The following is a 24,074-nucleotide window of genomic DNA, read 5'->3' as shown; positions in this document are numbered from 1 at the left end:
CTGAACCATACGGTTCAGTATATGACGACCCGACTTGATACTTCGTTCGCCGCGCTCTCCGACGCCACGCGGCGTGGCGTTCTGGAGCAGCTCGGACGAGCCGACGCTTCGATCACGGACCTTGCCGAGAAATTCCACATGACGCTCACGGGCATGAAGAAGCACGTCGGCGTTCTGGAGCAGGCGGGGCTCGTCACCACGAAGAAGATCGGGCGCGTGCGGACGTGCCAGCTGGGCCCGCGCCGATTGGAGGAAGAGACGGCGTGGCTCGAGAGATACCGCCAGCGGTGGGACGAACGCTTCGATGAGTTGAACAAGGTTGTCGAGGAACTCACACGAAAGGAGAAGAGCGATGAACGCAAGAATCGAAAGTAAGCCCGGCCCCGTGAAGAACCGCACCACGGTGGAACGGAAGTCGGACCGCGAGGTGGTTGTCACGCGGACCATCAACGGCCCGGCGCGCATCGTGTTCGAGGCGTTTTCCAAGGCCGAGCTGCTCAAGCGTTGGTGGGTGCCCCAGTCGATGGGAATGACCCTGCTGTCCTGCGAGGTGGATGCTCGTGTCGGAGGCAAGTACCGATTGGTATTCGACCACGGTGGCCCCGAGCCTGCCGCGTTTTTCGGCACGTATGTCGAAGTGAAGCCGTATTCGCGCCTCGCGTGGACCAATGACGAAGGTGGCGAGAGCGGGCCTGTCACCACGGTGACCTTCGAGGAAAAGGGCGGCAAGACGCTGGTGATACTGCGCGAGAGCTACCCTTCGAAGGAAGCGCTCGACGCTGCCGGCACCGGAGCAGCCGATGCAATGGTCGAGACGTTCGATCAGCTGGACGAGCTTCTCGTCGCCCTGGGTGAGAGCTCGGGACAGTAACAGAGACGTGGATCTCGCGGTCGGTCGTCCGATAGTCCCGGCTCACACTGGCCGGGGCTATCGGGCACCGTGCAAACGAAATCGATGAATGCCTCAGGCGGAGACAACATATGATCGACGACATGGGCATCTTCCGCACGACAATCGCCGTCAAGCATCCCGCGCGCCCAGGCGCGACGATGCAAGTCGAGAACGTCATGGTCGACACGGGCAGTGAGCGATGCCACGCGTTGATTCACGAATACTCAACGAGACCATGCAACCAATCGTCATCCGGACGTCGGGCCGCAAAATGCTCCGCTACCTCGCCCTCCCGCTCGCCTTTGGCGCGGCCGGGGCAGTGCTTGGAGTATGGACCATTCCTCGACGTAGGCGTGGCTCGGCATCGCCCTCTTTGCCTTCGGCGCATCCACGTCCGTCCGCCCGCTACTGTATCGTCGGTCGCCGCTGCAACCAGCGGGACGGGTGCGCTCACGGTCGAGTCTGAATGGTGTTGGGTCCGGTCGCATGAAAATTGAGTAGTGACGTGGGTGCAATCATTAGACCTGCTTTCCCCCACCTTCCATGTCCTCCAACGACGTCATCCTTCGCCGCAACCACGTCGTCGTGCGTGGCCGAGGCACTCAGCCGCTGCTCTTCGCGCACGGGTTCGGTTGCGATCAGAACATGTGGCGCTTCGTCGCGCCCGCTTTCGAGAACGACTATCGCGTCGTCCTCTTCGACTACGTCGGGTCCGGGCGCTCCGACCTCTCGGCGTATGACCCGGAGCGTTATGCATCGCTCGACGGGTATGCGCAGGACGTGCTCGACATCGTCAACGCGCTCGATCTGCGCGACGTCATCTTCGTCGGCCACTCGGTGAGCTCGATGATCGGCGTGCTCGCGGCGAATCGCGAGCCGGACCGCTTCGATCGGCTCGTCCTCGTTGGGCCGTCGCCACGTTATGTCAACGATCCGCCGTACGTCGGCGGGTTCGACCGCGACGAGATCGAGGGTCTGCTCGAGACGATGGACAGGAACTTCATCGGTTGGGCGAACTTTCTTGCCCCCGTGATCATGAAGAACCCCGACCATCCCGAGCTGACTCAGGAGCTGGAGGCGAGCTTCTGCTCGACCGACCCGATCATCGCCCGTCGCTTCGCCGAAGCCACGTTCTTCGCGGACAATCGCTCGGATCTCGCCAGCGTGCGTGTGCCGTCGCTCATCCTCCAGTGCAGCGAAGACGCGATCGCGCCCGACGCGGTGGGCGACTACCTGCGTCAACACCTGCCGGGCAGCACTCTGCACAAGCTCCGCGCGACCGGACATTGCCCGCACATGAGTCATCCCGAGGAGACAATTGCGGCGATACGGGACTACCTCGAGCAGCACCAACCCGCCGCCGCGTGAGCGCTCCGGCTGGTGGCCCGGGGCCTTTGCTCGACGCGGCGCCGTGTGGCTGGTTGAGCTTCACCGACGACGGCACGATTCAGCTGTGCAATCAGACGCTCCTCGGTCTTCTCGGCTATGGGCGAGAGGAGATCGTGGGACGCCGAGTTGAGAGCCTGCTCACGGTCGGCAGCCGCATCTTCTACGAGACGCATCTTTTTCCCCTGCTCCGGCTCCAGGATCACGCCGATGAGATTTTTCTAACGCTTCGCGCGAAGGACGGCAGCGACGTGGCCGCGTTGGTGAACTCCGCCCGCCGCGAGCGCGACGCCGTCTGGGTAACCGACTGCGTCCTGTTCCGCATCGTCGAACGGCAGAAGTACGAGGACGCGCTGCTCCGTGCCAAGCGCGAAGCCGAAGCAGCCCGCCTCGAGCTGGCCGAAGCAAACCAGGTACTGGAGACTCAGGCGCTGGAGCTCGAGATGCAGCAGGCGCAGCTCGAGCGCGCACGAGAGGCCGCTGAGCAGGCCAATCGAGCGAAGAGCGAATTCCTGGCGAAAATGAGTCACGAGCTCCGCACACCGCTCAACGCGATCGCCGGGTACGTGCAGCTCCTCGAGGAAGGCATCTACGGTCCCCTCACCGATCAGCAGCTCCAGACGTTGAACCGCGTGTACCGCAGCCAGCGACACCTGCTGCGTTTGATTAACGATGTGCTCAACCTGGCGAAGATCGAGGCGGGACGGCTCGACTACCGTCTCGAAGCATTCGCGGTCTCTCAACTCGTGGAGGGCGTGCTGCCGATGATCGAGCCACAGCTCGCGGCGCGCTCGCTCAAGTGGTCCGCCGACGTTGGGAGCGACCTGGTGGCTCGCGCGGACCGCGAGAAGGCAGGTCAGGTGCTGCTCAACCTGCTCTCGAATGCGAGCAAGTTCACGCCGCCGGGCGGACAGGTTCGCGTCGAGAGCGCGCGCGACGCGAGCGATCCTCAGCGCGTGGTGGTGCGGGTGAGCGATACCGGTATCGGTATCCCGCGCGACAAGCTCGCGGATGTTTTTGAGCCGTTCGTGCAGGTGCCCTCGTCAGGCGCGCCACGCGCGGAGGGGACAGGCCTTGGACTCGCGATCAGTCGCGATCTCGCGCGGGGCATGGGGGGAGATCTCACCGTCGAGAGTGAATTGGGGCGTGGAAGTACGTTTACACTCACACTGCCTCAGGCGTCCGGCTAGTTGCTCGAGAATCGTCAGGCACGCGGATACGGTCGTGACCTCGCCCAGGTCCACCGACCAGAAGCCGCCAGGCGTAGCCGGCTGATTCTCGGGAAACGCAAGGACGTGAAACGCGGTGCACCCATTGGCGCCGCATATGCCCACTCGTGCAACCGCTTCGCGTAACACGAGCGCTGTCGCCAGATGCAGCGCATGGTCACAATCGCCAGGCGCCAGGATCTCGCCAGCCATACCGCTCGCCGACCAGACTTTCGCAACCATCGGGGCTATCCAAACCATTCCGACGGAGGGATTGTCCTACCTTCAGACCATCTGAAGGAGCCGATGCATATGAGCATGACAAGCTCTGGCCGAGCGACGAGAATCGCGTCGCGTCGGGCGACTACTTCCGCACCGTCGGCATCCCGATCGTCCGTGGCCGCGCGTTCGACGACCGCGACGTGCCGGGTGCGCAGCCGACCATGATCATTACGCAATCGCTCGCCGACAAGATCTTTCCCGGCGTCGATCCGATCGGCCAGAGCCTGACGACTGGCGGTCGCAAGGGCACGGTCATCGGCATCGCCGGCGAAACCTCGATCACGAACGAGGGCACACCGGGCATGTTCGTCTATCACCCGCATCGGCAGTTCGCGGGCGATCGCAACTGGGCGCTCACGCAGGTGGTGGCAGTGGTCGCGCTGATTCTCGCGGCGCTTGGCCTGTTCGGGGTGTTGTCGTACGGCGTTCGCCTCCGCGGCCGAGAGTTCGGCATTCGCATGGCGCTCGGCGCTCAGAGGTCGAGCATTCGCGGGATGGTGCTCGGCCAGGGCTTGATCGTGAGCGGCATCGGGATCGCGATCGGCCTGACATTGGCGGCCGGACTCTCACGCTTCATGCGGTCGATGCTGTTCGAGGTGAGCCCGCTCAACCCGATCGTCTTCGGCGGCGCGGCGGGGTTCATGATCGTCATCGCCGCGCTCTCGGCCTATCTTCCAGCGCACCGCGCGACGTCAACGGATCCACGGAGTGCGCTTCAATGAACAGTAGAAACGCGTGCATTGGCTCCTCCGGCGTGCGATGGTCTTACTTGCGGAGGTGGAGAGTTGCTTCAACTGCCGTGCGAGGCCGGCGTCATTCGCACGATTTCCGTCAGAAGGCAGCTCAGCCATAGCCGGGTCGGAAAGCCGACTCTGCCAGTAAGTCAACAAAAAGATTTGATAATTTGGAATAACTGCTTTACTCGAGCCGTCCGCGTTGGGGGCGGTGCGCGCGAGGGCGTGCGAGGCCGTGCCTGTGAAGGGACCGGCATCCGAGAGGAACCAGGGTGGGGACGTGCGCCGAGTTAGGCAGCGACGCAACATGCGCGTTCCGGAGCGAGGCTCTTCCGTGGATCGAGAGCGTGCGGCGCTTTGCGCGATCACTGTGTCACAACGCCACCGATACGGACGACCTCGTGCAGGAAACCTATCTCCGCGCCTATCAGTCGTGGGACACATTCGAGCTTGGCACCGACTGCCGCCGGTGGCTCTTCACGATCTGTCGCAACGTGCACCGTCGGCAACTGCGCGATGCACACGACATGGTGAGTCTTCGTGTGCTCACTGTTCGCGAGGGGGTGCGCTCGAACACGGACGCGTCGGATCTCGAGCCTGCCGACGAGTCGAACGAATTCGACCTCATAACCAAATTGGATGTCGCGAGCGCGCTCGAGAGTGCCTTGCCGCTGGTGCCCGAGCCGTATCGCTCCACACTGATAATCGTGCTCGTACAGGATCAGACGTACGAGGCCGCGGCCGCACAGCTCGACGTACCGGTCGGCACCGTGCGGTCGCGACTGTACCGGGCGCGACGACTAGTTCAGAATCTTCTCATTCCAGTAGCGCGTGATGCGGGCGTCGTTTCGGCGGCTCCGCACGTCCGACCACGCCGGGCGGATCACCGCTGCGGAGATGAGCATGGCGCCGGCGAGGGCGACGAAGAGGCCAGGCCCCGGTCGCGCCAGCAGCATCGCGTGCATGCCGAGCTCCTGCAGCGTTGAGTGCAGCCCAACGAGGAGCCACGTGACGAAGAGTGTTTGCATGACGCCGAGGACCGCGGCGGCTGTGTGCAGCCACCGCGAGGGGCAGTGGAGCATCGCCGCTCCCGAAAGAACGGCGAGTGCTCCGCTCGCGAAGAGAACGCGTCCGTACAAGCCAACGAGCCCGGAGAGAGACTGGAGTCCCGCAAAAAAGAACATCCAGGGCAACGCCGTGCCTGCGCAGATCAGCGTACCACCAGCGAAGACGCCGAGAACGACACCCCGTGTCTCATTACTCATCATTTTGGACGTACGTCGAAGAACAAATACGCGTTGGATCGAATATCACCGGTGATGCCGGCGCCCTTCGCTTGCAGCGCGCGCACCGTCGCTAGGCTCTTGCCCGCGACGATCTGATCCCAGACGGCGGGATCGCTCACGCCGATGACCTTGATCTCCCACCAGCCTGCCTGTCCGCCGCTTGCCTGTGATTCGGGAAGATCCGTGTCGATGATGTGGCTGTGCGCAGGAAGCGGCACGTTGGCTTTGCTCGGGCCGAACACGCGCGAGAGATCGAGCGTCGACGGGTGGTTGATACAGAACCCGACGACTGGACATTGCAACGTTGCATCGGCGGGACGGAACCCGACGGGCGTCATCACATAGAGAAATGGAATCTTTCCCGGGCGCGGATCGACGGTGCCGTCCTCGCCGACTTCGCAGCCACTCGGCGCGGCGCTCGACGGTGGTTGCGCGCAGAAGAAGGGCTTCGAGTAAAAGAAGCTCACCGTCGTCCCATTTTCCCAGCCGTCAGTGAAGCCGAACGGGGCACCATCATGCGCATTGAAGCTCTGGTTATCCGATGGAGCGGTTGGCGCACCCATGTTTTGCATGTGCTGATCACTGCAGGCGCCAAGCGATGCGCTAAGGAGCAGTCCGCTGATGAGTGAACACGGCGTGAGTCGCATGTTGCCTCCGGGAGGAATCGAGTCGGTGTCAGCGTCGTTGGAGTCGCTTGTAATCGAGGCCAATCGACGAACGCACCACTTCGTTCCGGGTTGTGGTCGGTTCTATCGCGTTTCTTAGCGCGCGGGAACTCGCGAAGCGTTTTTGGACTTGGCGTCATCGGAGCTCCGCGTTTGGGAGCTCGGCAGCCTCGACCAAAGCTGTCTCACCGAAGTGTCGAGCCGACGACGTTCAGGAGGTAACAGATGCCGTGCTTCGCGTTGGAGCCATGCCGAGGTTCGTTAGGCGCGATCGAGAACGTGGTGGCAGGATTGCTGCTCGGGGTCACGACCCTTGGCTGCTCTGTCGATCGCCGCCCAACGGTACCGGCAAGCGCAACGGCACCGTCGATGTCCGACACGCCGATGAATCCAGCCACGATCGCGAGCGGGCAGCAGATCTTTCGCTTCGACTCGTACGGCGACGAGAGTTACTGGACCGACACGCTCCGAATGCACGAGGTGATCGCCTCATCGGTGAGTCCGGCAACGGCGCTCGCCGTGGGCCTCAAAGTCGACATGGACGCGCTGCCGACCGCTGTCGTTCAGGCGATTCAGCAGGGGAAAGTCGATCTCAATTCGCCGGCAACGACGGTCGCGCTGCTGAAGTTAGGTGCCGTCGTCGGGATCAAAGGGACGGTCGATGCGACGAACACTCTGACGAGCGTCGGAATTACGTGCGCGCTGTGCCATTCGACTGTCGACAACGCGTTCGCGCCCGGTATCGGCCATCGGCTCGATGCGTGGCCAAATCGCGATCTCAACGTCGGGGCGATCGTTGCGCTCTCGCCTAACGTGCCGGCATCGCTCAAGGCGATTCTCAACACGTGGGGACCGGGCAAGTACGATCCACGAATCAACATCGACGGCAAGAACACGCCGCTCGTGATTCCGCCGGCTTTCGGCATGCGCCACGTCGCACGCGAGACGTACACTGCCGATGGCGTCGTGTCGTACTGGAACGATTACGTCGCAGTGACACAAATGCACGGACATGGTAGCTTCTCGGATCAGCGCATCGGTGTGAACATCAATAACCCGCCGGACCTGGTGACGTCGAAGCTCGAGGCGCTGCGCGCGTATCAGTTCAGCATCGAGAAGCCAGAGCCACAGGCGGGACAAGTGGACGCCAGTGCTGCAAAGCGTGGCAAGCAAGTTTTCATGGGCGTCGGCGGCTGCGCGAGCTGCCACTATGGAGTTGCCCTGAGCGATATCAATGCCGGCGTCCTCCATTCACCCGCTGAAGTCGGCCAGGATCCGGCCTACGCGCTTCGGACGGCGACGAAGCTCTATCGCACAACGCCGCTTCGCGGTCTCTGGAATCCGCCGCAGCTGCGTGGGCCCTACTTTCACGACGGAAGTGCCGCGACGCTCGAGCAGGTGGTCGATCACTATGTCGCGGTTTTCCACCTTTCGCTCTCGACGCAGCAGAAAAGCGACCTCGTGGCGTACCTCAAGACCCTGTAGCGGAGATGACAATGGCCTGCCTTTTGTGGCAGGCCATTTCGGCATCACTCTCGACGGTCATCATCGGAGTCGCCCCGAGCGTGATCAACGCCGCGGTCTCTCGGGCGATGCGGCATGCGCGGCCCGCCATCCTCCCCAGCCGATTCCGTTAGGCGCGTGAGATCCTTGCCATCAGGGTTCACCACGAACAGCTCGACATCGCCGTTGGTACTCGGCCGGAACGACATGAAGTAAATCCTGCCACCAGCGCTGGACCACGACGGCGCTCGACTGAGCCATTGCGACGCTTGATCGGTCGCCTTTGGCGTGAGGTTCGCCGCGGGACGATCAACAGTTTCACCCCTTGCGCTCATCAAAAAGACGGACGGATAACCGTCGCGCGTGCTCATGAAGACGATCCGACGGCCATTCGGCGACCATGAGGCCATCTGATTGATCGCAGAGCTCGTGGCCGGCGTGAAGGTGAGCTGCTGAACATTCTGCTCTTCGCCATTGGCGTCAGCGACAGAGAGGTTGTTCCCACGGCGGAAAACGATGCGCTTTCCATCCGGCGACCAGTCCGGCCACTGGTCGAGCACCGCGCTATTCGTTACGCGATGGAGATCACTTCCATCGGCCTTCACGGTGAAGATGTTGTAATTGCCATCGCGGTTGCTGTGAAAAGCGATGCGTTCGCCGTTAGGCGACCATCTCGGCCAGTTGTCGTCGGCCGGGCTATTACTCACGTTGGTGAGCGTTCCAGTACGCCGATCGAAGACGTAGATCTCGTTGTTGCCCGAACGATTGGACGTGAACGCAACCAACCGGCCGTTCGGTGAAATATCTGGCCAGAGGTCGTTGCCGACGTTCGCGGTGTTGGTTCCAGTCAGTGGGTCCTGGTCACGACCGCCAGGCGTCATTGTGTAAATCCTGGGATTACCACCACGAGCGCTGTGGAACACCACGATGGCGGCAGATTCCTCGGTGCGACCGACTTCTCTCGAAAACGCCGGCGCGGATGACTGGTCGACGATTGCTCCGGGCTCGCTCGGCCGCCGGCCCTCGCAGCTGATGAGCGATATCGCAAAGAGAATGGCGGGTGCGGTACGGACGGCTTTCATGGCGTACCCCTGTGTAGAAGGAAGAGGCGTCCTGTCTATCTATCTTCGCGGAAGAAGAGGTCTCAGAGGGGCCAAAACACCCACGATCCAGGGCATCGAGGGTTGCTGCCTCCAGCCGCCGAACGTATGGTAGGCTCTCGATGTCACTGGTCGAGCAATCCCACCGAGCCGACGACGGTCGGGGTATCGGGCCTGCCGCAAGCCATGGCCAGCCCGGGCGGTGGGCTCGCGTCAAAGCGCTATTCCTCGAAGCACTGCAGTACGCCGAGACGGAGCGCAGCGCCTTCGTCATGCGCGCTGCGGGCGACGATGCGGAGTTGAGAAAGGAAGTCGATGCGCTCCTCGCCAGCGACGCCGCCGCGGGAAGCTTTTGCGAGGTCCCCGCCGCGGCCTTGCTCGGGACCCTCGAGCCCGAGGAGCCGCCGGCGCGACTTGTGCCCGGTACGCGTCTTGGGCCGTACGAGATTACTAACTTCATTGCCGCCGGCGGCATGGGGGCGGTGTATCGGGCGCAACACGCGGTACTCGGCCGCGACGTGGCCATCAAGACCGTCGGCGCCAGCGCCATCCTCGGCGCGCAAGTCAAGCGGCGGCTGATACGAGAAGCGAGGCATGCCTCTCTTCTGACGCACCCCAACATCTGCGCGATCTATGACGTCGGCGAGGCCGAGGGACTGCCGTTCATCGTCATGGAGTACGTCAACGGCAAGCCGTTAGGCGAGATCATCCGCGGTTCCCTGCCGCCAGTGCCCACGGCACTGAAGTATGCGGCTGACGTCGCCGCCGCACTCGAGCACGCGCATCAGCGTGGCATCATCCATCGGGACCTGAAGAGCGCCAACGTTGTCGTCAATGCCGAGGACAGGGCCGTCGTTCTCGACTTTGGCCTTGCACGCCATCTTGCCGAGGCTGGCGGCTCGCCGCGCTCGGAGTCGACACTGACGATCGACACGTTCGCCGGCACGCTCAGCCATATGGCGCCGGAACTGCTCCGCGGCGAACGCGCCGATGCGCGGTCCGATGTGTGGTCGTTTGGAGTGCTGCTCTACGAGTTGCTCACGGGTGAGCTCCCCTTCTCTGGTGGCACGCAGTTCGAGACAAGCTCCGCGATCCTGGGTGATCCGCCGAAACCACTGAGTGCTCGCGTTCCACTCGCCCTCCGGCTGATTGTCGAGCGATGTCTCATCAAGGACCGGCGCGGACGCTACGGATCGGCGCACGAAGTACGTGAAGCAATCGACGCCGTTAGGCGCCAACGAACGTGGCTGCTCATCGGACCGCTGCTCATCTCGACGCGACGACGGACCCTCTACGCCGCTGTCGTCGCCGCGCTCGGCATCATCGCCTTCGCGACTGAAGGACCACGGCTTCGAGCGGCCTTGGCGGCGCAGCGGCTCGGTGCACTCGCCGTTCTTCCGCTGGAGAATGCGACCGGCGATCCGACCGCCACGTACTACGCCGACGGCGTCACCGACGCAATCATCGCGCAACTGGGCGCCGCCAGCGACCTCCGCATTTTTTCGCGCGCGTCGGCGATGCGCGTCGCGGGCACCACGACGTCATCGGCGGAGATTGGTTCTCGGCTCGGGGCCGACGTCCTCGTGCGTGGACGACTCCGGCGGCCTAACGATTCGATCGCCGTGGACGTGAACATCGTGCGTTCCGCCGACGGACGCATGCTCTGGTCCGCGAGCTATCAGCGCGGCGCGAGGGAAGTGCTCGGGGTCGAGGCCGATGTCGTCCGTGGAATAGCGAGCGCGATTCGCGCTAGCCTTCCCGCCGCGGCGCGCGAACGCCTCCTGAACATTCGCGCCGTTACCCCAGAGGTCTACGAGGCGTACCTGAAGGGGCGATACGAATGGAGTCGCAGGACCCCTGGCTCGCTGCAGCGCGCCATCGGGCACTTCAAGGAGGCGGTGGAGCTCGATCCCACGTACGCCCCGGCGCACGCTGGGCTCGCCGACTGCTACAACCAGCTCGGCACGGTGATGGTCGGAGGCGGCTCGCCGAATGAATTTCGCCCCCTCGCTGCCGCCGAAGCAATCAAGGCGCTCCAGATCGATCCGTATTCCGCCGAGGCACATGCGGCACTGGGCTACGTGTGGCATTACGATTTGCGCTGGGCGGACGCCGAGCGCGAGCTTCGTCGCGCCATCGAGTTGAATCCCAATTTCGCGCTCGCGCGCATCTGGTATGCAAATTTGCTAATGTCGAGGCGGCGCATGAAGGAGGCGACGGAACAGGTGTACGCCGCGCGCGACCTCGATCCATTTTCACCGGTCATCAACACGAACGTGGGATGGGTACTCTACTACTCGGGCCGCTATGCCGACGCCATTGCCCAGCTCGAGCAGACCCTTGCCCTCGACTCGACCTACGTTCAGGCACACTCGCGTCTCGCGGATGCACTGCTCGCGGCCGGGCGCCTGACGGAGGCACGTGAGCAGGTACAGCGCGTCCTCGTCCTGCGTGATTCGTCTCCACAGGATCTGGCGATGGTCGCGGCGTTGGAGGCGTATGCCGGTCGGCGGGACAGCGCCCGCGTGTTGCTGCGCGAATTGATCTCGCGTGCGTCACACCAATACATTCCCCCCGTTTCGATCGCACTCCGGATGGCGCAACTCGGCGACGTCGATACTGCCTTGATCTGGTTGGAGAAGGCATTCGCCGAGCGATCGAATGCGATTGCATACCTCGCGGTCGAGCCGACGTGGGCACCTCTGCGCGGTAATCCGCGCTTCGAGTTGCTGCTCGATCGCGCGGGGCTCAAATGACACGGGCGCCGAGCAAACGACGGTCCGACGACATCACCGCTCTCTTGCTCCAATGGTCGCGCGGCGATGCCGACGCACTCGACCGCTTGATGCCCGTGATTTACGAGGAGTGCCGGCGCATTGCCGCGCAACAGATCCGGCGCGAGCATCGCGACCATACGCTCGATCCGACCGCCGTCGTCCACGAGTTGTACTTGCGGCTGATCGATCAACGCCGGGCGACGTGGGAAAACCGAGCGCACTTCTTCGCGATCGCCGCCCATCTCATGCGCCGGATTCTCGTCGACTACGCGCGCGCGCGGCGGGCGCAGAAGCGCGGCGGTGCGGCGCTCCTCGTCTCACTCGAGGCCGCGGGCGACACGCCTAACGATTCACCGGCGGAGGATGTCGTCGTGATCGACGATGCCCTCGAGCGGCTCGCCGCAATCGACGCCGATCAGGTACGCATCATCGAGCTGCGCTTCTTCGCCGGACTCACCGTCGAAGAGACGGCGACCATCGTACGACGCTCACCTCGCACCGTCAAACGAGAGTGGCAGCTCGCGAAGGCCTGGCTGTACCGTGAGCTTCACCCGGAGCGCCGCTGAGCAAACGACCGGTCCGCGCCGCCGCCGGAATAATCGCCGCGCGAAGGGAGGGGCGGAGACACGCCGCGGTCAGATTCGCTCCGCGAGCATGTCGTCGACCGTGTTGAGAATTGGCTCATCGGCCAGGATGCGCACGGCGCCGTCGCGAAGACGAGTGACGAGGCCATTGTCGGCGAACATCAGCCGGCACAATCGGCGCGACATCGCCTGAATCCTATCGACCCGACCGCGCCGTCGCGCTTCATATTGCCCCAGACTGTGAATGAGAAACTGCGAATCGGTGCGACACAGCTCCTCGGCGAGCACCGCGGCCGATTCCATCGCCAGTGAAGCGCCCATCCCCATCGTGGGCAGGATTGCGTGCGCGGCGTCTCCGATGAGAACGACGTGTCCTTCAACCCACCTCTCGAGGTGCACCCCGCTGAAGTCGATGGGCTGCACGAGCTCGGGCGCCGGTAGCTCGCGCAACACCCAGGGTACGATGCCTCCAAACCCGCTGAAGGCGCTTCGTAAGCGGTCGTTGCGCGTCTCGACCGGGTCAGCGGCGTTAGGCGCCGCATGTACCGCGGCGACTGCACAAAACCGATTGCGCGTGGGGTGCAGGCCGAGGAACTTGCCGGTGCCCCAGTATTCCATGATCTCCGGCGGCGGTACGAAATCCGGCGGCAACCAGACGATCCAACCCGCGACCCCACTGTACTCGAGCCCGACGTCGCCGAAGACGAGGTGGCGAATACTCGAATGAATGCCGTCGCAGGCGACGAGAACGTCGAATTCCGCCGACGTTCCGTCATCGAAGACCGCGACGACGCCGTCCGGCTTCTCGGCGATCTCTCGGACGGTTACGCCAACATGGATGCGGCGCGGATCGATCGCCGAGCGGAGCAAATCGATCAGCTGAACACGGCTGACATCGACGAGCGGCCCGTGTTGCCTTTGGAGTGGCTCGAACGAAAAGGAGTTCAGGGTGTCGCCGCTCGCGTTGGCGACGATGTAGTGCGAGCACTCGACTCCCATCGAGCAGAACAACGGGAACAGCCCGAGGCCCTTCAGTATTCGGCTTCCGGAGGGCCAGAGGCCGATCACGTATCCAGGGTCAGCGGATTCGGGTCTTTTCTCGACGACCACAGGTGCAAACCCCCGCTGCTCGAGCAAGGCGGCCAGCGTTAGGCCGGCCACTCCTCCGCCGACAATCAAGACGCGCAGCTCCGGTCCGTAGCGGACGTGCCGCCGATGGGGCACGAACTCCTCAGCGATGTTCAATGCGACGCGGGGCTCGGTCATGTGCGCAGCTCCTGCTTGGACGGTTCGCTCGCCGGCGCACCTCCGTCGGCGCGTTGGACTACCGCGCGACTATGGGGTGGCGTCACGCAACTCAGCCTAACGACTGTGCGTTCCACGGTCATCGTCTTGTCGCCGCGCTGTCGCACGCATTCCTCCTCGAAGACAGCGCGGTAGGCGGCGGCGAGCCCGTCGCGGCCCACCATGCCGACCAGCCGCGCCGGGTTCTCGCGGCTGACGACGGGCAGCCGCGCGACGGACGCGCGCACCATCGTGTCGAGCGCGTCCTCCAACAGGTCATCGCCGTAGGCAATGATCGGATCGGCGTTCCCGATCTCGAGCACGCTCGGTTCGCTGTCGCCGTCGCGATCGATCGCCGCGACCAGATCACCGCGGGTCAGTATGCCGACGAGTGCGCCCGTGTCGTCGACCAGCGGCCACGCGTGTCGGCGCCCCAGCACGGGGTCATGTTGCAACAGGCGCTGAAGGAGTTGATTCGCTCGGGTATCGGCGGGAATCGTGGGCACGTCGCGCTCCATCACCTCCTCGACGCGAAAGCGCGCGAACGGGCTCACCGAGTACTCACGCACGACATGGTAGCCGCGCCGCGCGACCTTCTCCGTCAGGATCGAGCGTCTCATGAGCAGCACCGTGACCGCATGCGCCGCAACGCAGCCGACGATCAATGCCGGGAGCGTATTCAGGTCGTGTGTGAGCTCGACAAGAAACGCAATCGATGTCAGCGGCGATCGCATCGTCCCGCCCATCATCGCCGCCATGCTCACCATCGTCCAGAGCGCGGCGTCGCCGGTGTGTATCATCGGCGCCTCGACGGCGCCGAGCGCTCCGCCGATGATCAGCAATGGCGCGAGCACACCGCCGGAGGTCCCGGAGCCTAACGCGATGCTCCAGATCGTCGCTTTGATCAGAAGGAGACCGATGACGGCGGTGCCTAACAAGTGGCCGGCGAGCAGGTCACGAATGGTATCGTAGCCGACGCCGAGCGACCTCGGCTCGATGATGCCCCCGACGCCGACGACCAGTCCGCCAAGCACGGGCCACCACATGAAGTGCATCGGCAGCGTGCCGAACAGATCTTCGGCTCCGTAGACGAGCGCCGTGAGCAGCGCGGAGACGAGGCCCGCCGCGACGCCGACGCCTAACGCGACCACCAGCTCCGGCGACGTCACCGCGCCATGCGGCAGAACGGGGAAGATCGGTCCGGCACCGAGCAGCGGCACTCGTAAGGCGGCGGCGACGGCAGCCGCGGCGGCGACGGGCACGAAGCTTCGCGGCTTCCATTCGAACAGGAGTAGCTCGACGGCGAGAAGCACGGCGGCGAGCGGCGTCGCGAAGATGGCGGACATGCCAGCGGCCGCGCCGGCGACCAGCAGCGTTTTGCGCTCGGCAGTGGAGAGATGGAATGCCTGGGCGAAGAGGGAGCCGAAGGCGCCGCCGGTCATGATGATCGGCCCTTCCGCGCCAAAGGGCCCGCCCGTCCCAATCGAGATCGCGGAGGAGATCGGCTTGAGGAGCGCGACCTTGGCGTCCATCCGGCTGCGACCGATGAGGATCGCCTCCATCGCCTCGGGAATCCCGTGACCGCGAATCTTCTCCGAGCCGTACCGCGCCATCAGACCGATGACGAGGCCACCCGCCATGGGCACCAAAATCGCCCATCCGCCAAGGGTGTTGCTCGCGGGCGAAACGAGCGTCGCGGCGAGTCGATGATAGTAGACGAGGTTGGTGATGCCGCCGATCAACCAGACCAAGGCGTAGGCAACGGCGGCGCCAATGGCGCCGATGACGAGCGCCATGAGCGTAAGACGGACCAACCGCAGATCAGCGGTGAAGTCCCCGAGCCGGGAACCGGCCGGCAGCGGTCCAGCCACGGTGGTGTCTCGGAAGACTTTCTCCGATCGAGCTCGCCGCGTGTGCGACTTGCGCGCGATCCTCGTGCGTCCTCCCGACAAAGTGGGCACGGCCATCGCCGTCCCATCGCCAATTTATATGGGTGGCCCATGAAAAGACGAGGAGCTTCCGTATCTTCTCCTCACATCCGGGGCGAGTTGCCAGTCGCCGAGCAACCGGCGGACTGTTCCTGACCGCGACTTACTCGGTCCGAAGCGCAACGGCCGGGTCCAATCGTGCCGCTCGGCGCTCGCCAACAGCGCCGAACCCATAACGGCAGCCACTGGGCGTTCGGAGGGTGACTGTGTACGCGATCATTGCCCGGCAATGGATGCCCGGGCATGATAGACGTTAGTCCAATGGACGGCGTCAATAGTTTCTGTACTCTGCCCTCCCAGTTGGTCTTCGGGAGATCAGAATGATACTCGAGGCAGACGACCGTTAAACTGCCTAACGAAGATCTGTCCGATTGGTACCGCTCAACTATCTAGCCGGAGGGCATCATGATGCCCACAACCGAAAGCGACTCGGCAACAACGACCGCGCCTGACGCTCCCAGGCGCCTGTCTGGTCCCAATCCCCGCAACGCTGAGCTGCGTGAGGACCTCGCTCTCGTGATTGCGGAGTGGGATGCGATCAGCCGCGACGAGCCATGGCACGTCCACCCCGAACACTATGGGCTCGACAGCCTGCACGAGACGATACGCGGTGTGCTCGACGTGGCGCTGGGCGCCGGTGGCGACGAGGACGCGTCGGAGCGTCTCGTGCGCGCAGCGGCCTCGCACGGCGACCAGCGGCGGCTCCAGGGCGTGACTGACGACGCCGTCCTCCGCGAGTACCATGCCCTCCGCACGGCGTTGTGGCGCCACCTGATCAAGGCGCCGATGCCAAGATCCGAATCGCTGACTGCGATCATGCGAGTGGATGTCATCATCACGGTCGCCACAAGCGCAGCCCTTCGCGGGTTTCATCGGAGCGACCTAACGCCAAACCCGGAATGGGCGACTCAACTGCTGAGCTACATCGCCAAGGGGTCGCGGCAGATCGTGGACGCCTTGGGGCGCGAAGGGAGAGGACCAGACCGCGCTGAAGAGAAGGGTGAGCTGCTAGTTCATGGTTGAAACGTTAAAAGCATTGCTCGGTCACAGCCCACACACTCAACGCCCCACATCAAGTCCGCCGGTATTTCATCGTGCTATCGACGTCTCGCACGTAGACAATGGGCGGATTCGTGCCGATCACGATGCGTTGGGCTGGCCCCTTTTCTGGCTCTGAGTAGATGCGCGCCGAGGTCAATGGATGGATGGCGTAAAGGAGCGACTCAACGTCGATCACCTCTACGTGGTCGCTGACCACGACCGACACACTGTCGAGTGGACCACCGATCAGCATTATGGTCTCACGTTGCATATGCCGCGCTCTCTCAAGCGGTGCTCGAGGCTATCCACGGCGTGACCGGTAGTGGCGCCGATCCCGCGCGAATCGTTAGGGGTGCTTCCCTTGCAGCCATTGCGCAAGGGCACGGCGCCGGTCTATCACAGGCAACTTCGAGAGCCGTCGGTGAACCCCGATCTCTGCACGAGCAATGCTGCGGAGTGCGTGCGCACGCGCAAGCGCAGTTGGGGAATCCTCAAGTGTCACCGTGCACTGCTGCGCTCGGTGATGAGAAACTACGCCCTTGGCATCAGCCACGGTGCTCCCGGTTTTCAATCTTTGAAACCTCGCTGGTCACGCACCTGTGCGATAGGGGCGCCTCGTATGAGCGACACCGGCCTCAAGCCCGCACCCGGCCTGGAACTCCGCCGCCCTCACGACGACCGATGGGCTTGCGCTTTTGACTCCCGTTGAGCAAGTTTAAAACAGCAGGGTAGGGGCGGGTACCGAGAAGCGGCATCCGGGAGCCAGAGCAAGAGCCAGCGACCAGAGTCAAACGCCTTCGGGCCAGCGACCAGAGCCCAGCGCCACAGCCCAATTCCGGCCGGACCCACGAGCTCACCCTTGCCGCTGTGAACGGCCCCACCGACTAGGTTGGGGTCGTTCTTCTATTCTGAAATTGGTGCGCCGGTCTCGAAAGCCTGGCGCCGGTCGGCAAGAGTCGCGAGCGCACCGAGGTGCCCGTCGCGAACGCTCCCGTGCCTAAAGGGCACCGGCTCGCGCGCGATTGCCTCCGGCGTGGCCAACGGACCGTGGACGGGCGAACGCCGCCCCCAGAGGACGCCACTCATCGGTTTGACACGATCATTGGCGGCGCCAGCGGCACCTCACCGGTATCAGCGGTGGCACAAAGCCCCACACCCTCACCGCCAAGATGACCAAAGTACGCTTCCACGCACCAGAGAATCACGCGTCGCATCACGACGTCGCGCACGGATCGCGGTGCAATCGTGGACGATTCCACCATCTCGGTGAGCGTGATGATGACGCTGCCAGGCCGCGTCCCCAGGTCGCGCTCCGCACACACGTACGTCCATACGCCGCGGCGGAGTGCGTGGTCATCCACCGGTGTCGTCGCGAGCGACGCCGCAATCACCGATCGAAGATCCAGCGCGTCCTCGACCTCTTCCAGACTCAACGCTCTCGAACCAACGCGATGCCGATCCACGGTGTCCTCCTCACGAATACTCTGCGGGCTGACCGGAACGGCTCGGGTGTCGATGCGCGAACGCGCGAAAAAGACCGCCAAAGTAAGGGGCGCGGTGCCACTCACCAGCTGTGAGAATAATCTAATCGGCGGACCGCGATCGCGCTCGCGCGAAGCTCATTCAGAGGCGCCACCACGGTTCGAACAGCCTCGGCCCGCGTCGATCCGTCGTCGTGATTCTCGGGGAGCTGGCGCCTAACGATCTTCGGGCGGCTCAGCCGGCCTCCTGCGTCACACTATCGTTCAGCGTGAACCGGACATAACTTCCTCGTTGCGCAGCGGGACGTTCACACCAGCCCGCGCAGTGATTCCTTGCGCTTGGCGCTTCTGGCGACGCCTCCTTGTCCCGAGGCGCGTCATGCGATCTCAACGAATCGTTCTCCGCGCCGGCCCCTTGGGGCTCGCGATCAGCCGGCAGCTCGCACGCTTGATGGGCGGCGACGTCACCGCCGAGAGCCGTCCCGGTTGCGGCAGCACGTTCACGTTGCGGCTGCCCTATTCGGTGGCGGCCACAGCCGAGGGAGAGTCGGCGCAAGCGCATTCGGGATTCCGCGAGCGGCGCGCGCGGGCGCGGATAGGAGCTCCCTAACGAGGCTGAGCCAGCGTTGTCGCCGACGACGGACCAATGGCGCCCGCCGCCCCCGTGAGGGCACCGATGGCGCCCTTCTCTCAATGGCCGGCGCTCACGCAGCCGGCCAGGAGGAGCGCGACGATGATGAGAATGAAGGCGACGACCACGAACGACTTCCGGCCGTTCCAGCGAGCGGTCTTGTACACGTGAGACCTCAATGGCGGAGCGTCGCCGGGCGGAGTGGGACGTGACCATCCGTCGAGAGTGCGGCACACGAACCGAAGCTCGAGCATGGGCGACGCATCGAACGACTGTCGGTCGGCGAAGGCAGCGGGCGATCGTGCCGCGACGTCGTTCTCGAAAGCTACTCCTCGGGCTCGGTGATTCCTAGGCGCTGCCAGGTTCTGGCACCGCCGCGTTGACCATGTGGTCAATAACTACTACCTTCGATCTTGACCAACTGGTCAATACGCGGCGTGACGCTTGCCCTGTGTTCTCCTTCCGCGAGGCACTTGCATGGCCACCAAGCAGATCACATCCGTGAGAGTCGCTCCCCCCGCTGACCGCGTTGTCATTAGAGCGCTGGACGTTGGCTGAAGTGACATCGAAGAAACGAACATCCGGACATCACATCGTCAGGAGCCACATGGGCGATCAGAATCAGTTTAGTAGTGATCTATCAGTTGGCCGACGGACGCCTATGGCGAAGTGCTCTGTCTTCGTGGGTACGAGTGTCGACGGCTTCATCGCTCGACGCGACGGCCGATTTGACTTTCTGCCGCCAGACGGCGGAGAGGAGCACGGATATAAGGCGTTCATCGCCACCGTTGACGCCATCGTGATGGGCCGAGGCACCTTCGATGTCGTTGTGGGACTCGGCCACTGGCCCTTCCGACAGCCCGTCTTCGTCCTGACCACGCGCCCGTACATGCCGACGCTCCCGCCGGGCGCGCGAATCGAGTTCATGTCGGGCGAGCCGACCGAGATCGTGGCACGTCTTTCTGCGCGCGGATACAGGCACCTCTACGTCGACGGCGGCCTTACGATTCAACGCTTTCTTGGCGCAGGGTTGGTGCACACAATGACGATTACCCGTGCGCCCGTCGTCATCGGCGAGGGAATTCCGCTCTTTGGCCCGACGCACCGAGATGTGCGTCTCGAGCACCTCGAGACGCGATCCTATCCCAGTGGGCTCGTCACGACAGAATACGCCTTAGCAGGGTCGCCCCCATCGGAGGGCGCGGTGATTCCGCCCACGCCGCGCCGATAATCGTGTCGAATCGAAGAGTCGCGACGAGCAAGCACCGGTCGCCTAACGTCGACTGTTAGCAGTCGAATTTCAGATCAGACGGGCTGGCGATCACGTTTCCGGCTGATCCGGACCAACTCGAGGAGCCGTTGATGGCTCGAAAGAAGCCGCGTGATCTCCGCGGACCGCCAGTTGAGCATCCGAGGCTGCCCTGCATCGGCGGACCGAAGGACGGCGAGATGCTCTCGGTCTGCGATCTGCCGATGGGCGGCGTCATCGGCCCCGATGGCGCGGGCGGCATGCACGTTAGGTGCGATCGCTACGTGCGCACGGAGCGCGAGGGGACGGACGCGTGGGTGTGGCGCGAGCTGCAACGATGAGCGACACGTGGAGTGGCGGCTCGCCTGGGGAGGGTGGCACTGTGTCATGAACGGGTAGGTCATTTCCGTCGATCGCGATTTTGAAATTGCCAGCGACGGTGCCGAATTGCACCGTCACGGCCGTCCGCCCGGAGCTGTCGGTCCACTCTTTCATCGCGGTCTGAGGGCCAGCGAAGTAGACGTATGTCGTGGGATTCACCAGCGCTGACGCCGTGCTGACTCCCGGCATTGACAGCACAGTGAACGTGACGGGCGTTTGAATTGCCGGCTTGCCCTTCGTGTCGTGCACGCTGATGGTGAGCGGAATACTCAGCCACACGCTAATCGTATCTGTTTGGCCCAGACCGGCGACGACCTGAAGCGAGGCGGGCACCTTGTGCGGCTCGGTCACTCCGCTGCAGCCGATGCCCGCAAGCGGGCCGTTCGAGGTGACATCGGGTCATTTGCCCGTGCTCGCTCAATCGAGACTACTTCGTTAAGGAAGTGCGACGTACACGGCGCGCCTGACACGATCGGTGCTTGCAAACTATCGGGGAGGCAGTAGTGTCTTATAGGTAAGACGCTTACTTATCAGCCATGACGCGACCTTCGCTCGACCTCCTGCACGGCACACTCGACCTTCTCGTGCTGCGCACGCTCGCCTGGGAACCGATGCATGGGTACGGTATCGCCCAGTTCGTGAAGGCGCGCACCGACGGCGCTATCGCCATCGAGAGCGCGGCACTGTACCAGGCACTTCACCGCCTCGAGAAGCGCAAGCTGCTGCGCGCGAAGTGGGGACTGAGCGAGACGAACCGGCGCGCCCGATTCTATGAGCTCACCGCCGCCGGCCGCGCGGCGCTCAAGGCGCAGTCAACCGACCTGCGCGCGTACGTGACAGCGATCTACCGCGTGCTCGACACTCGGTAGCTCGCGAGGAGACGCTCCATGCGACGCATACCCTGGTTCCCTCGGCTGCCGCGCTCCGCGGCGCGTATTCGCACCGACGTCCAGGACGAGATCGCGTTCGACATCGACATGCGCGCCCGCGACCTCGTCGCACAGGGCATGGACGCTCGTGAGGCACACGAGCGCGCCGTGCGTGAATTCGGCGATCTCGACGCGACCCGCCGTTATCTGGAGGACACCGACATGCAGATCGAAGCCGAGACGCGTCGCGGTCATTTGCTCGAGGACTTGCGCGCCGACCTCACGATCGCGCTGCGCGGCATGCGCCGCGCGCCGGTGTTCGCCGCTGTCGTGCTACTCACGCTCGCCCTCGGTATCGGCGCCAACACGGCCGTCTTCTCCGTCGTCAGGCGCGTGCTCATCGCTCCCCTGCCCTTCCGTCATCCGGAGCAGCTCTACCGACTATACACCACGCCCGCGGCCACGGACGGAGACAACGACAAACTCTCACTCGTCGAACTGACGGAGCTGGCTAGAGAGAGCAAATCCCTCGCGGGGCTCACGCTGTTCGGTGCGTATCAGGGCGTCATGTACTCCGACGATCGCACGAGCGATGCGTGGCAGGCGGTGTCCGTCGCGCCGAGCTTCTTCCCCGTCCTTGGCATCCAGCCCGTGCTCGGCCGCGCGTTTCGGAGCGACGACTTCCTGCGCGGCGCGCCGAGCGTGTTGGTCATCACGTATCAGGTGTGGCAGCGCGTGTTTGGCGGGGATCGCGGCGTCGTCGGCCACGTCATACAGGTCAACGCAAGGCCGTTCACGGTCATCGGCGTGCTGCCCGAGCATTTTGTCGGCCCGACGTTCAATGCCGACGTGCTGCTCCCATTCAACGTCGACGCGGCGTTAGGCCGACAGTCGTCCGCAAGGTCTCGCGAATGGCGTTCCGTCGTGCGACTCAAACCGAATGTGTCGCTCCAGAACTGGCGTTCCGAACTAGCGGTGCTGCGCTCGCGTATTCAGGCGGCGCATCCGGAGATCAGGAACGCGGGGGTGGTGCTGCCCACGCCGCTCCATGAAGCCATCGTCGGCAGCGCGGGACCGGTGCTGCGCCTGGTGATGGGCGGCGCGCTCATCGTGCTGCTCGCTGCCTGTGTGAACATCGCCGGCCTCTTTCTGTCGCGCGCCGCCGCGCACCGCCGCGAGCTGGGGATCCGAACGGCGCTCGGCGCCGGACGCGGACGCCTCATCCGGCAGACGCTCGCCGAGACGATTCTCTATGGTATCCTTGGCGGATCGATCGGATTGGTGCTGGGCGCCGCGCTCAAGGCGTCGCTCCTGCGCATAGCCGGACCGATGCTGCCGAGGCTCGGTGATATTCGCATCGATGCCGGGGTGCTGCTCTTCGCGCTCGCCGCGTCGATCGTCTGCGGAGTCATCTTCGGCGCGCTCCCGGCCCTCGCCGCCACGCGCGTCGACGTGCGTCAGACGCTCGGTGACAGCGCGGCGCGCGGATCGTCGCGTGGCGCCTCGTCAGCGCACACCTCGAGCTTCCTCGTCTCGGCGCAGGTGGCGCTTGCCGTCGCGCTCGTGGTGGGCGCGAGTCTCTTCGTGCGCACCTTCAGAACGCTGCTCGGCACCGATCTCGGTTACGAGATGTCTAATCACCAGACGTCGTTCTTCCTCGTCGCGGGCCCGCGCTATCGCGACCCGGCCGCGCAGAGCGCCTTCGTCGAGTCCTTCGTGCACCGCGTGCACACGCTGCCCAACGTTACCGCGGTCGGCTATACCGTTACGAATCCATGGAATGGCTCCTGGATCTCGCCGCACTTCGAGATCGAGGGACGGCCATCGGAGCCCGGCGAGCATCCGAGCGCCATCCTGGCGACGGCGTCAACGGAGTATTTCGCGGCGATGGGAATCCGAGTGCGTGCGGGGCGCGGATTCAACGCCGGCGACACGCCCGGCAACGCTCCGGTGCTCGTGATCAGCGAGTCATTGGCCAAGCGCTACTGGCCTAACGAGAGTCCCCTCGGCGCTCGCATTCGGCTCACCGATTTCTATGCGCGGAGCGCCGGCGACACGCTGCTGATGCGTGAAGTGGTGGGCGTCGTGAATGACGTCAGGGACGACGCGATGTCCCCGGCGCGGCAAACCGTATATCTCCCGGCCGAGCAGACGCAGATTGCTGGCGGCTCGGTGGTAGTGCGCACCACTGGAGACGCCGCGTCGCTGCAGCCGTTGATCGCCGATGCCGCGCGCATGCTCGATCCGAAGGTGCCGGTGCTATTACCGATGACATTGCGCGAGGTCCGTTCCGACATCGTACGTCGTCAGAACGTCGCGATGACGCTCACGGCGCTGTTCGCCGTGCTCGCGCTGCTGCTTGCGGGGTTGGGGATCTACGGGGTGATGGCCTACAATGTGTTCGCGCGCACGCGCGAATTCGGTATTCGCTCCGCGCTGGGCGCATCACGCCGAGCAGTGCTCGGTCTGGTGCTGCGTGATGGACTGACGACAACAGCGGTCGGGCTGATCGCGGGGCTGCTGCTCGCCGCGGGACTTTCGCAGTTCGCTGCGTCGCTTCTCGTGGGAGTGACGGCGCACGATCCCGCCTCGTATATCGTCGCGGGCGTGATTGCGGTCGCGGTGGGGTTGGCCGCGTGCGCAGTTCCGGCGCGCGCGGCAACGCGGATCGAGCCGGTCGAGGCGCTCCGATTGGAGTAAGAGTACGATGGTCTCAAGAAAGAGCTGGCTCGC

General features: G+C 64.2%; 21 protein-coding genes. 14 read left to right on the top strand and 7 right to left on the bottom strand.

The annotated features are described in order from the left end of the window. Positions 1-21 precede the first annotated feature (21 nt). From VGH98_24200 to VGH98_24180, 5 genes are all read left to right on the top strand, one after another. Positions 22-375 carry a metalloregulator ArsR/SmtB family transcription factor gene (locus VGH98_24200; protein ID HEY2379105.1) on the top strand — a complete coding sequence of 118 codons (354 nt, stop codon included), beginning with the start codon at positions 22-24 and terminating at the stop codon, positions 373-375. Beyond that, positions 353-871 carry an SRPBCC domain-containing protein gene (locus tag VGH98_24195; protein HEY2379104.1) on the top strand — a complete coding sequence of 173 codons (519 nt, stop codon included), beginning with the start codon at positions 353-355 and terminating at the stop codon, positions 869-871. The genes VGH98_24200 and VGH98_24195 overlap by 23 nt, the downstream gene beginning before the upstream one ends. Positions 872-1,435: 564 nt before the next feature. Beyond that, positions 1,436-2,260, top strand: a complete 825-nt coding sequence (locus VGH98_24190) for an alpha/beta hydrolase (GenBank protein HEY2379103.1) — start codon at positions 1,436-1,438, stop codon at positions 2,258-2,260. Beyond that, positions 2,257-3,468 (top strand): ATP-binding protein, encoded by a 1,212-nt coding sequence (locus tag VGH98_24185; GenBank protein HEY2379102.1) that lies wholly within the window; start codon positions 2,257-2,259, stop codon positions 3,466-3,468. Before VGH98_24190 ends, VGH98_24185 begins: the two co-directional genes overlap by 4 nt. Before the next feature lie 146 nt (positions 3,469-3,614). Further along, complete coding sequence (locus VGH98_24180; protein ID HEY2379101.1) at positions 3,615-4,490, top strand: FtsX-like permease family protein; 876 nt, start codon at positions 3,615-3,617, stop codon at positions 4,488-4,490. Positions 4,491-5,302: 812 nt separating this feature from the next. On the opposite strand, the gene VGH98_24175 is transcribed toward VGH98_24180, so the two are convergent. After that, positions 5,303-5,770, bottom strand: coding sequence for a hypothetical protein (locus VGH98_24175; GenBank protein ID HEY2379100.1), 468 nt, complete (start codon positions 5,768-5,770; stop codon positions 5,303-5,305). After that, entirely contained in the window at positions 5,767-6,435 is a 669-nt protein-coding gene (locus tag VGH98_24170) for a hypothetical protein (GenBank protein HEY2379099.1), read from the bottom strand. The genes VGH98_24175 and VGH98_24170 overlap by 4 nt, the downstream gene beginning before the upstream one ends. A 243-nt stretch (positions 6,436-6,678) precedes the next feature. On the opposite strand from VGH98_24170, the gene VGH98_24165 reads away from it, so the two are divergent. Continuing rightward, entirely contained in the window at positions 6,679-7,938 is a 1,260-nt protein-coding gene (locus VGH98_24165) for a c-type cytochrome (protein HEY2379098.1), read from the top strand. 44 nt (positions 7,939-7,982) lie between these two features. Here the strand turns inward: VGH98_24165 and VGH98_24160 are convergent, their stop codons facing one another. Next, positions 7,983-9,038 carry a DPP IV N-terminal domain-containing protein gene (locus VGH98_24160; GenBank protein HEY2379097.1) on the bottom strand — a complete coding sequence of 352 codons (1,056 nt, stop codon included), beginning with the start codon at positions 9,036-9,038 and terminating at the stop codon, positions 7,983-7,985. Between the two features lie 140 nt (positions 9,039-9,178). On the opposite strand from VGH98_24160, the gene VGH98_24155 reads away from it, so the two are divergent. Beyond that, on the top strand, positions 9,179-11,812 hold the full coding sequence (locus VGH98_24155) for a protein kinase (GenBank protein HEY2379096.1): 2,634 nt from the start codon (positions 9,179-9,181) through the stop codon (positions 11,810-11,812). Beyond that, the gene (locus VGH98_24150) at positions 11,809-12,399 is read left to right on the top strand and encodes a sigma-70 family RNA polymerase sigma factor (protein HEY2379095.1); all 591 of its coding nucleotides are present in this window, start codon (positions 11,809-11,811) and stop codon (positions 12,397-12,399) included. Before VGH98_24155 ends, VGH98_24150 begins: the two co-directional genes overlap by 4 nt. A gap of 69 nt (positions 12,400-12,468) precedes the next feature. On the opposite strand, the gene VGH98_24145 is transcribed toward VGH98_24150, so the two are convergent. Continuing rightward, entirely contained in the window at positions 12,469-13,683 is a 1,215-nt protein-coding gene (locus tag VGH98_24145) for an NAD(P)/FAD-dependent oxidoreductase (GenBank protein ID HEY2379094.1), read from the bottom strand. Beyond that, entirely contained in the window at positions 13,680-15,572 is a 1,893-nt protein-coding gene (locus VGH98_24140; GenBank protein ID HEY2379093.1) for a chloride channel protein, read from the bottom strand. Before VGH98_24140 ends, VGH98_24145 begins: the two co-directional genes overlap by 4 nt. A 522-nt stretch (positions 15,573-16,094) precedes the next feature. Here VGH98_24140 and VGH98_24135 point away from each other — a divergent pair. Next, positions 16,095-16,712 carry an RsbRD N-terminal domain-containing protein gene (locus tag VGH98_24135; GenBank protein HEY2379092.1) on the top strand — a complete coding sequence of 206 codons (618 nt, stop codon included), beginning with the start codon at positions 16,095-16,097 and terminating at the stop codon, positions 16,710-16,712. A 49-nt stretch (positions 16,713-16,761) separates the two neighbouring features. On the opposite strand, the gene VGH98_24130 is transcribed toward VGH98_24135, so the two are convergent. Beyond that, a complete protein-coding gene (locus VGH98_24130; protein HEY2379091.1) occupies positions 16,762-17,001 on the bottom strand; it encodes a hypothetical protein in 240 nt (79 codons plus the stop codon). An 811-nt stretch (positions 17,002-17,812) separates the two neighbouring features. Next, a complete protein-coding gene (locus tag VGH98_24125; GenBank protein ID HEY2379090.1) occupies positions 17,813-18,193 on the bottom strand; it encodes a hypothetical protein in 381 nt (126 codons plus the stop codon). Positions 18,194-18,590: 397 nt separating this feature from the next. On the opposite strand from VGH98_24125, the gene VGH98_24120 reads away from it, so the two are divergent. From VGH98_24120 to VGH98_24100, 5 genes are all read left to right on the top strand, one after another. Next, positions 18,591-18,821, top strand: coding sequence for an ATP-binding protein (locus VGH98_24120; protein HEY2379089.1), 231 nt, complete (start codon positions 18,591-18,593; stop codon positions 18,819-18,821). Positions 18,822-19,503: 682 nt separating this feature from the next. Next, positions 19,504-20,073, top strand: coding sequence for a dihydrofolate reductase family protein (locus VGH98_24115; protein ID HEY2379088.1), 570 nt, complete (start codon positions 19,504-19,506; stop codon positions 20,071-20,073). A 131-nt stretch (positions 20,074-20,204) separates the two neighbouring features. Further along, positions 20,205-20,432 carry a hypothetical protein gene (locus tag VGH98_24110; protein HEY2379087.1) on the top strand — a complete coding sequence of 76 codons (228 nt, stop codon included), beginning with the start codon at positions 20,205-20,207 and terminating at the stop codon, positions 20,430-20,432. A gap of 576 nt (positions 20,433-21,008) precedes the next feature. Further along, positions 21,009-21,341, top strand: coding sequence for a PadR family transcriptional regulator (locus VGH98_24105; protein HEY2379086.1), 333 nt, complete (start codon positions 21,009-21,011; stop codon positions 21,339-21,341). Positions 21,342-21,359: 18 nt separating this feature from the next. Beyond that, the gene (locus tag VGH98_24100; protein HEY2379085.1) at positions 21,360-24,041 is read left to right on the top strand and encodes an ABC transporter permease; all 2,682 of its coding nucleotides are present in this window, start codon (positions 21,360-21,362) and stop codon (positions 24,039-24,041) included. Positions 24,042-24,074 lie beyond the last annotated feature (33 nt).

It is taken from the genome of Gemmatimonadaceae bacterium, assembly GCA_036496605.1.
GTDB lineage: Bacteria > Gemmatimonadota > Gemmatimonadetes > Gemmatimonadales > Gemmatimonadaceae > AG2.
Note: the sequence above shows the minus strand (reverse complement) of the source record. Positions and strands in the feature narration are given on the sequence as shown.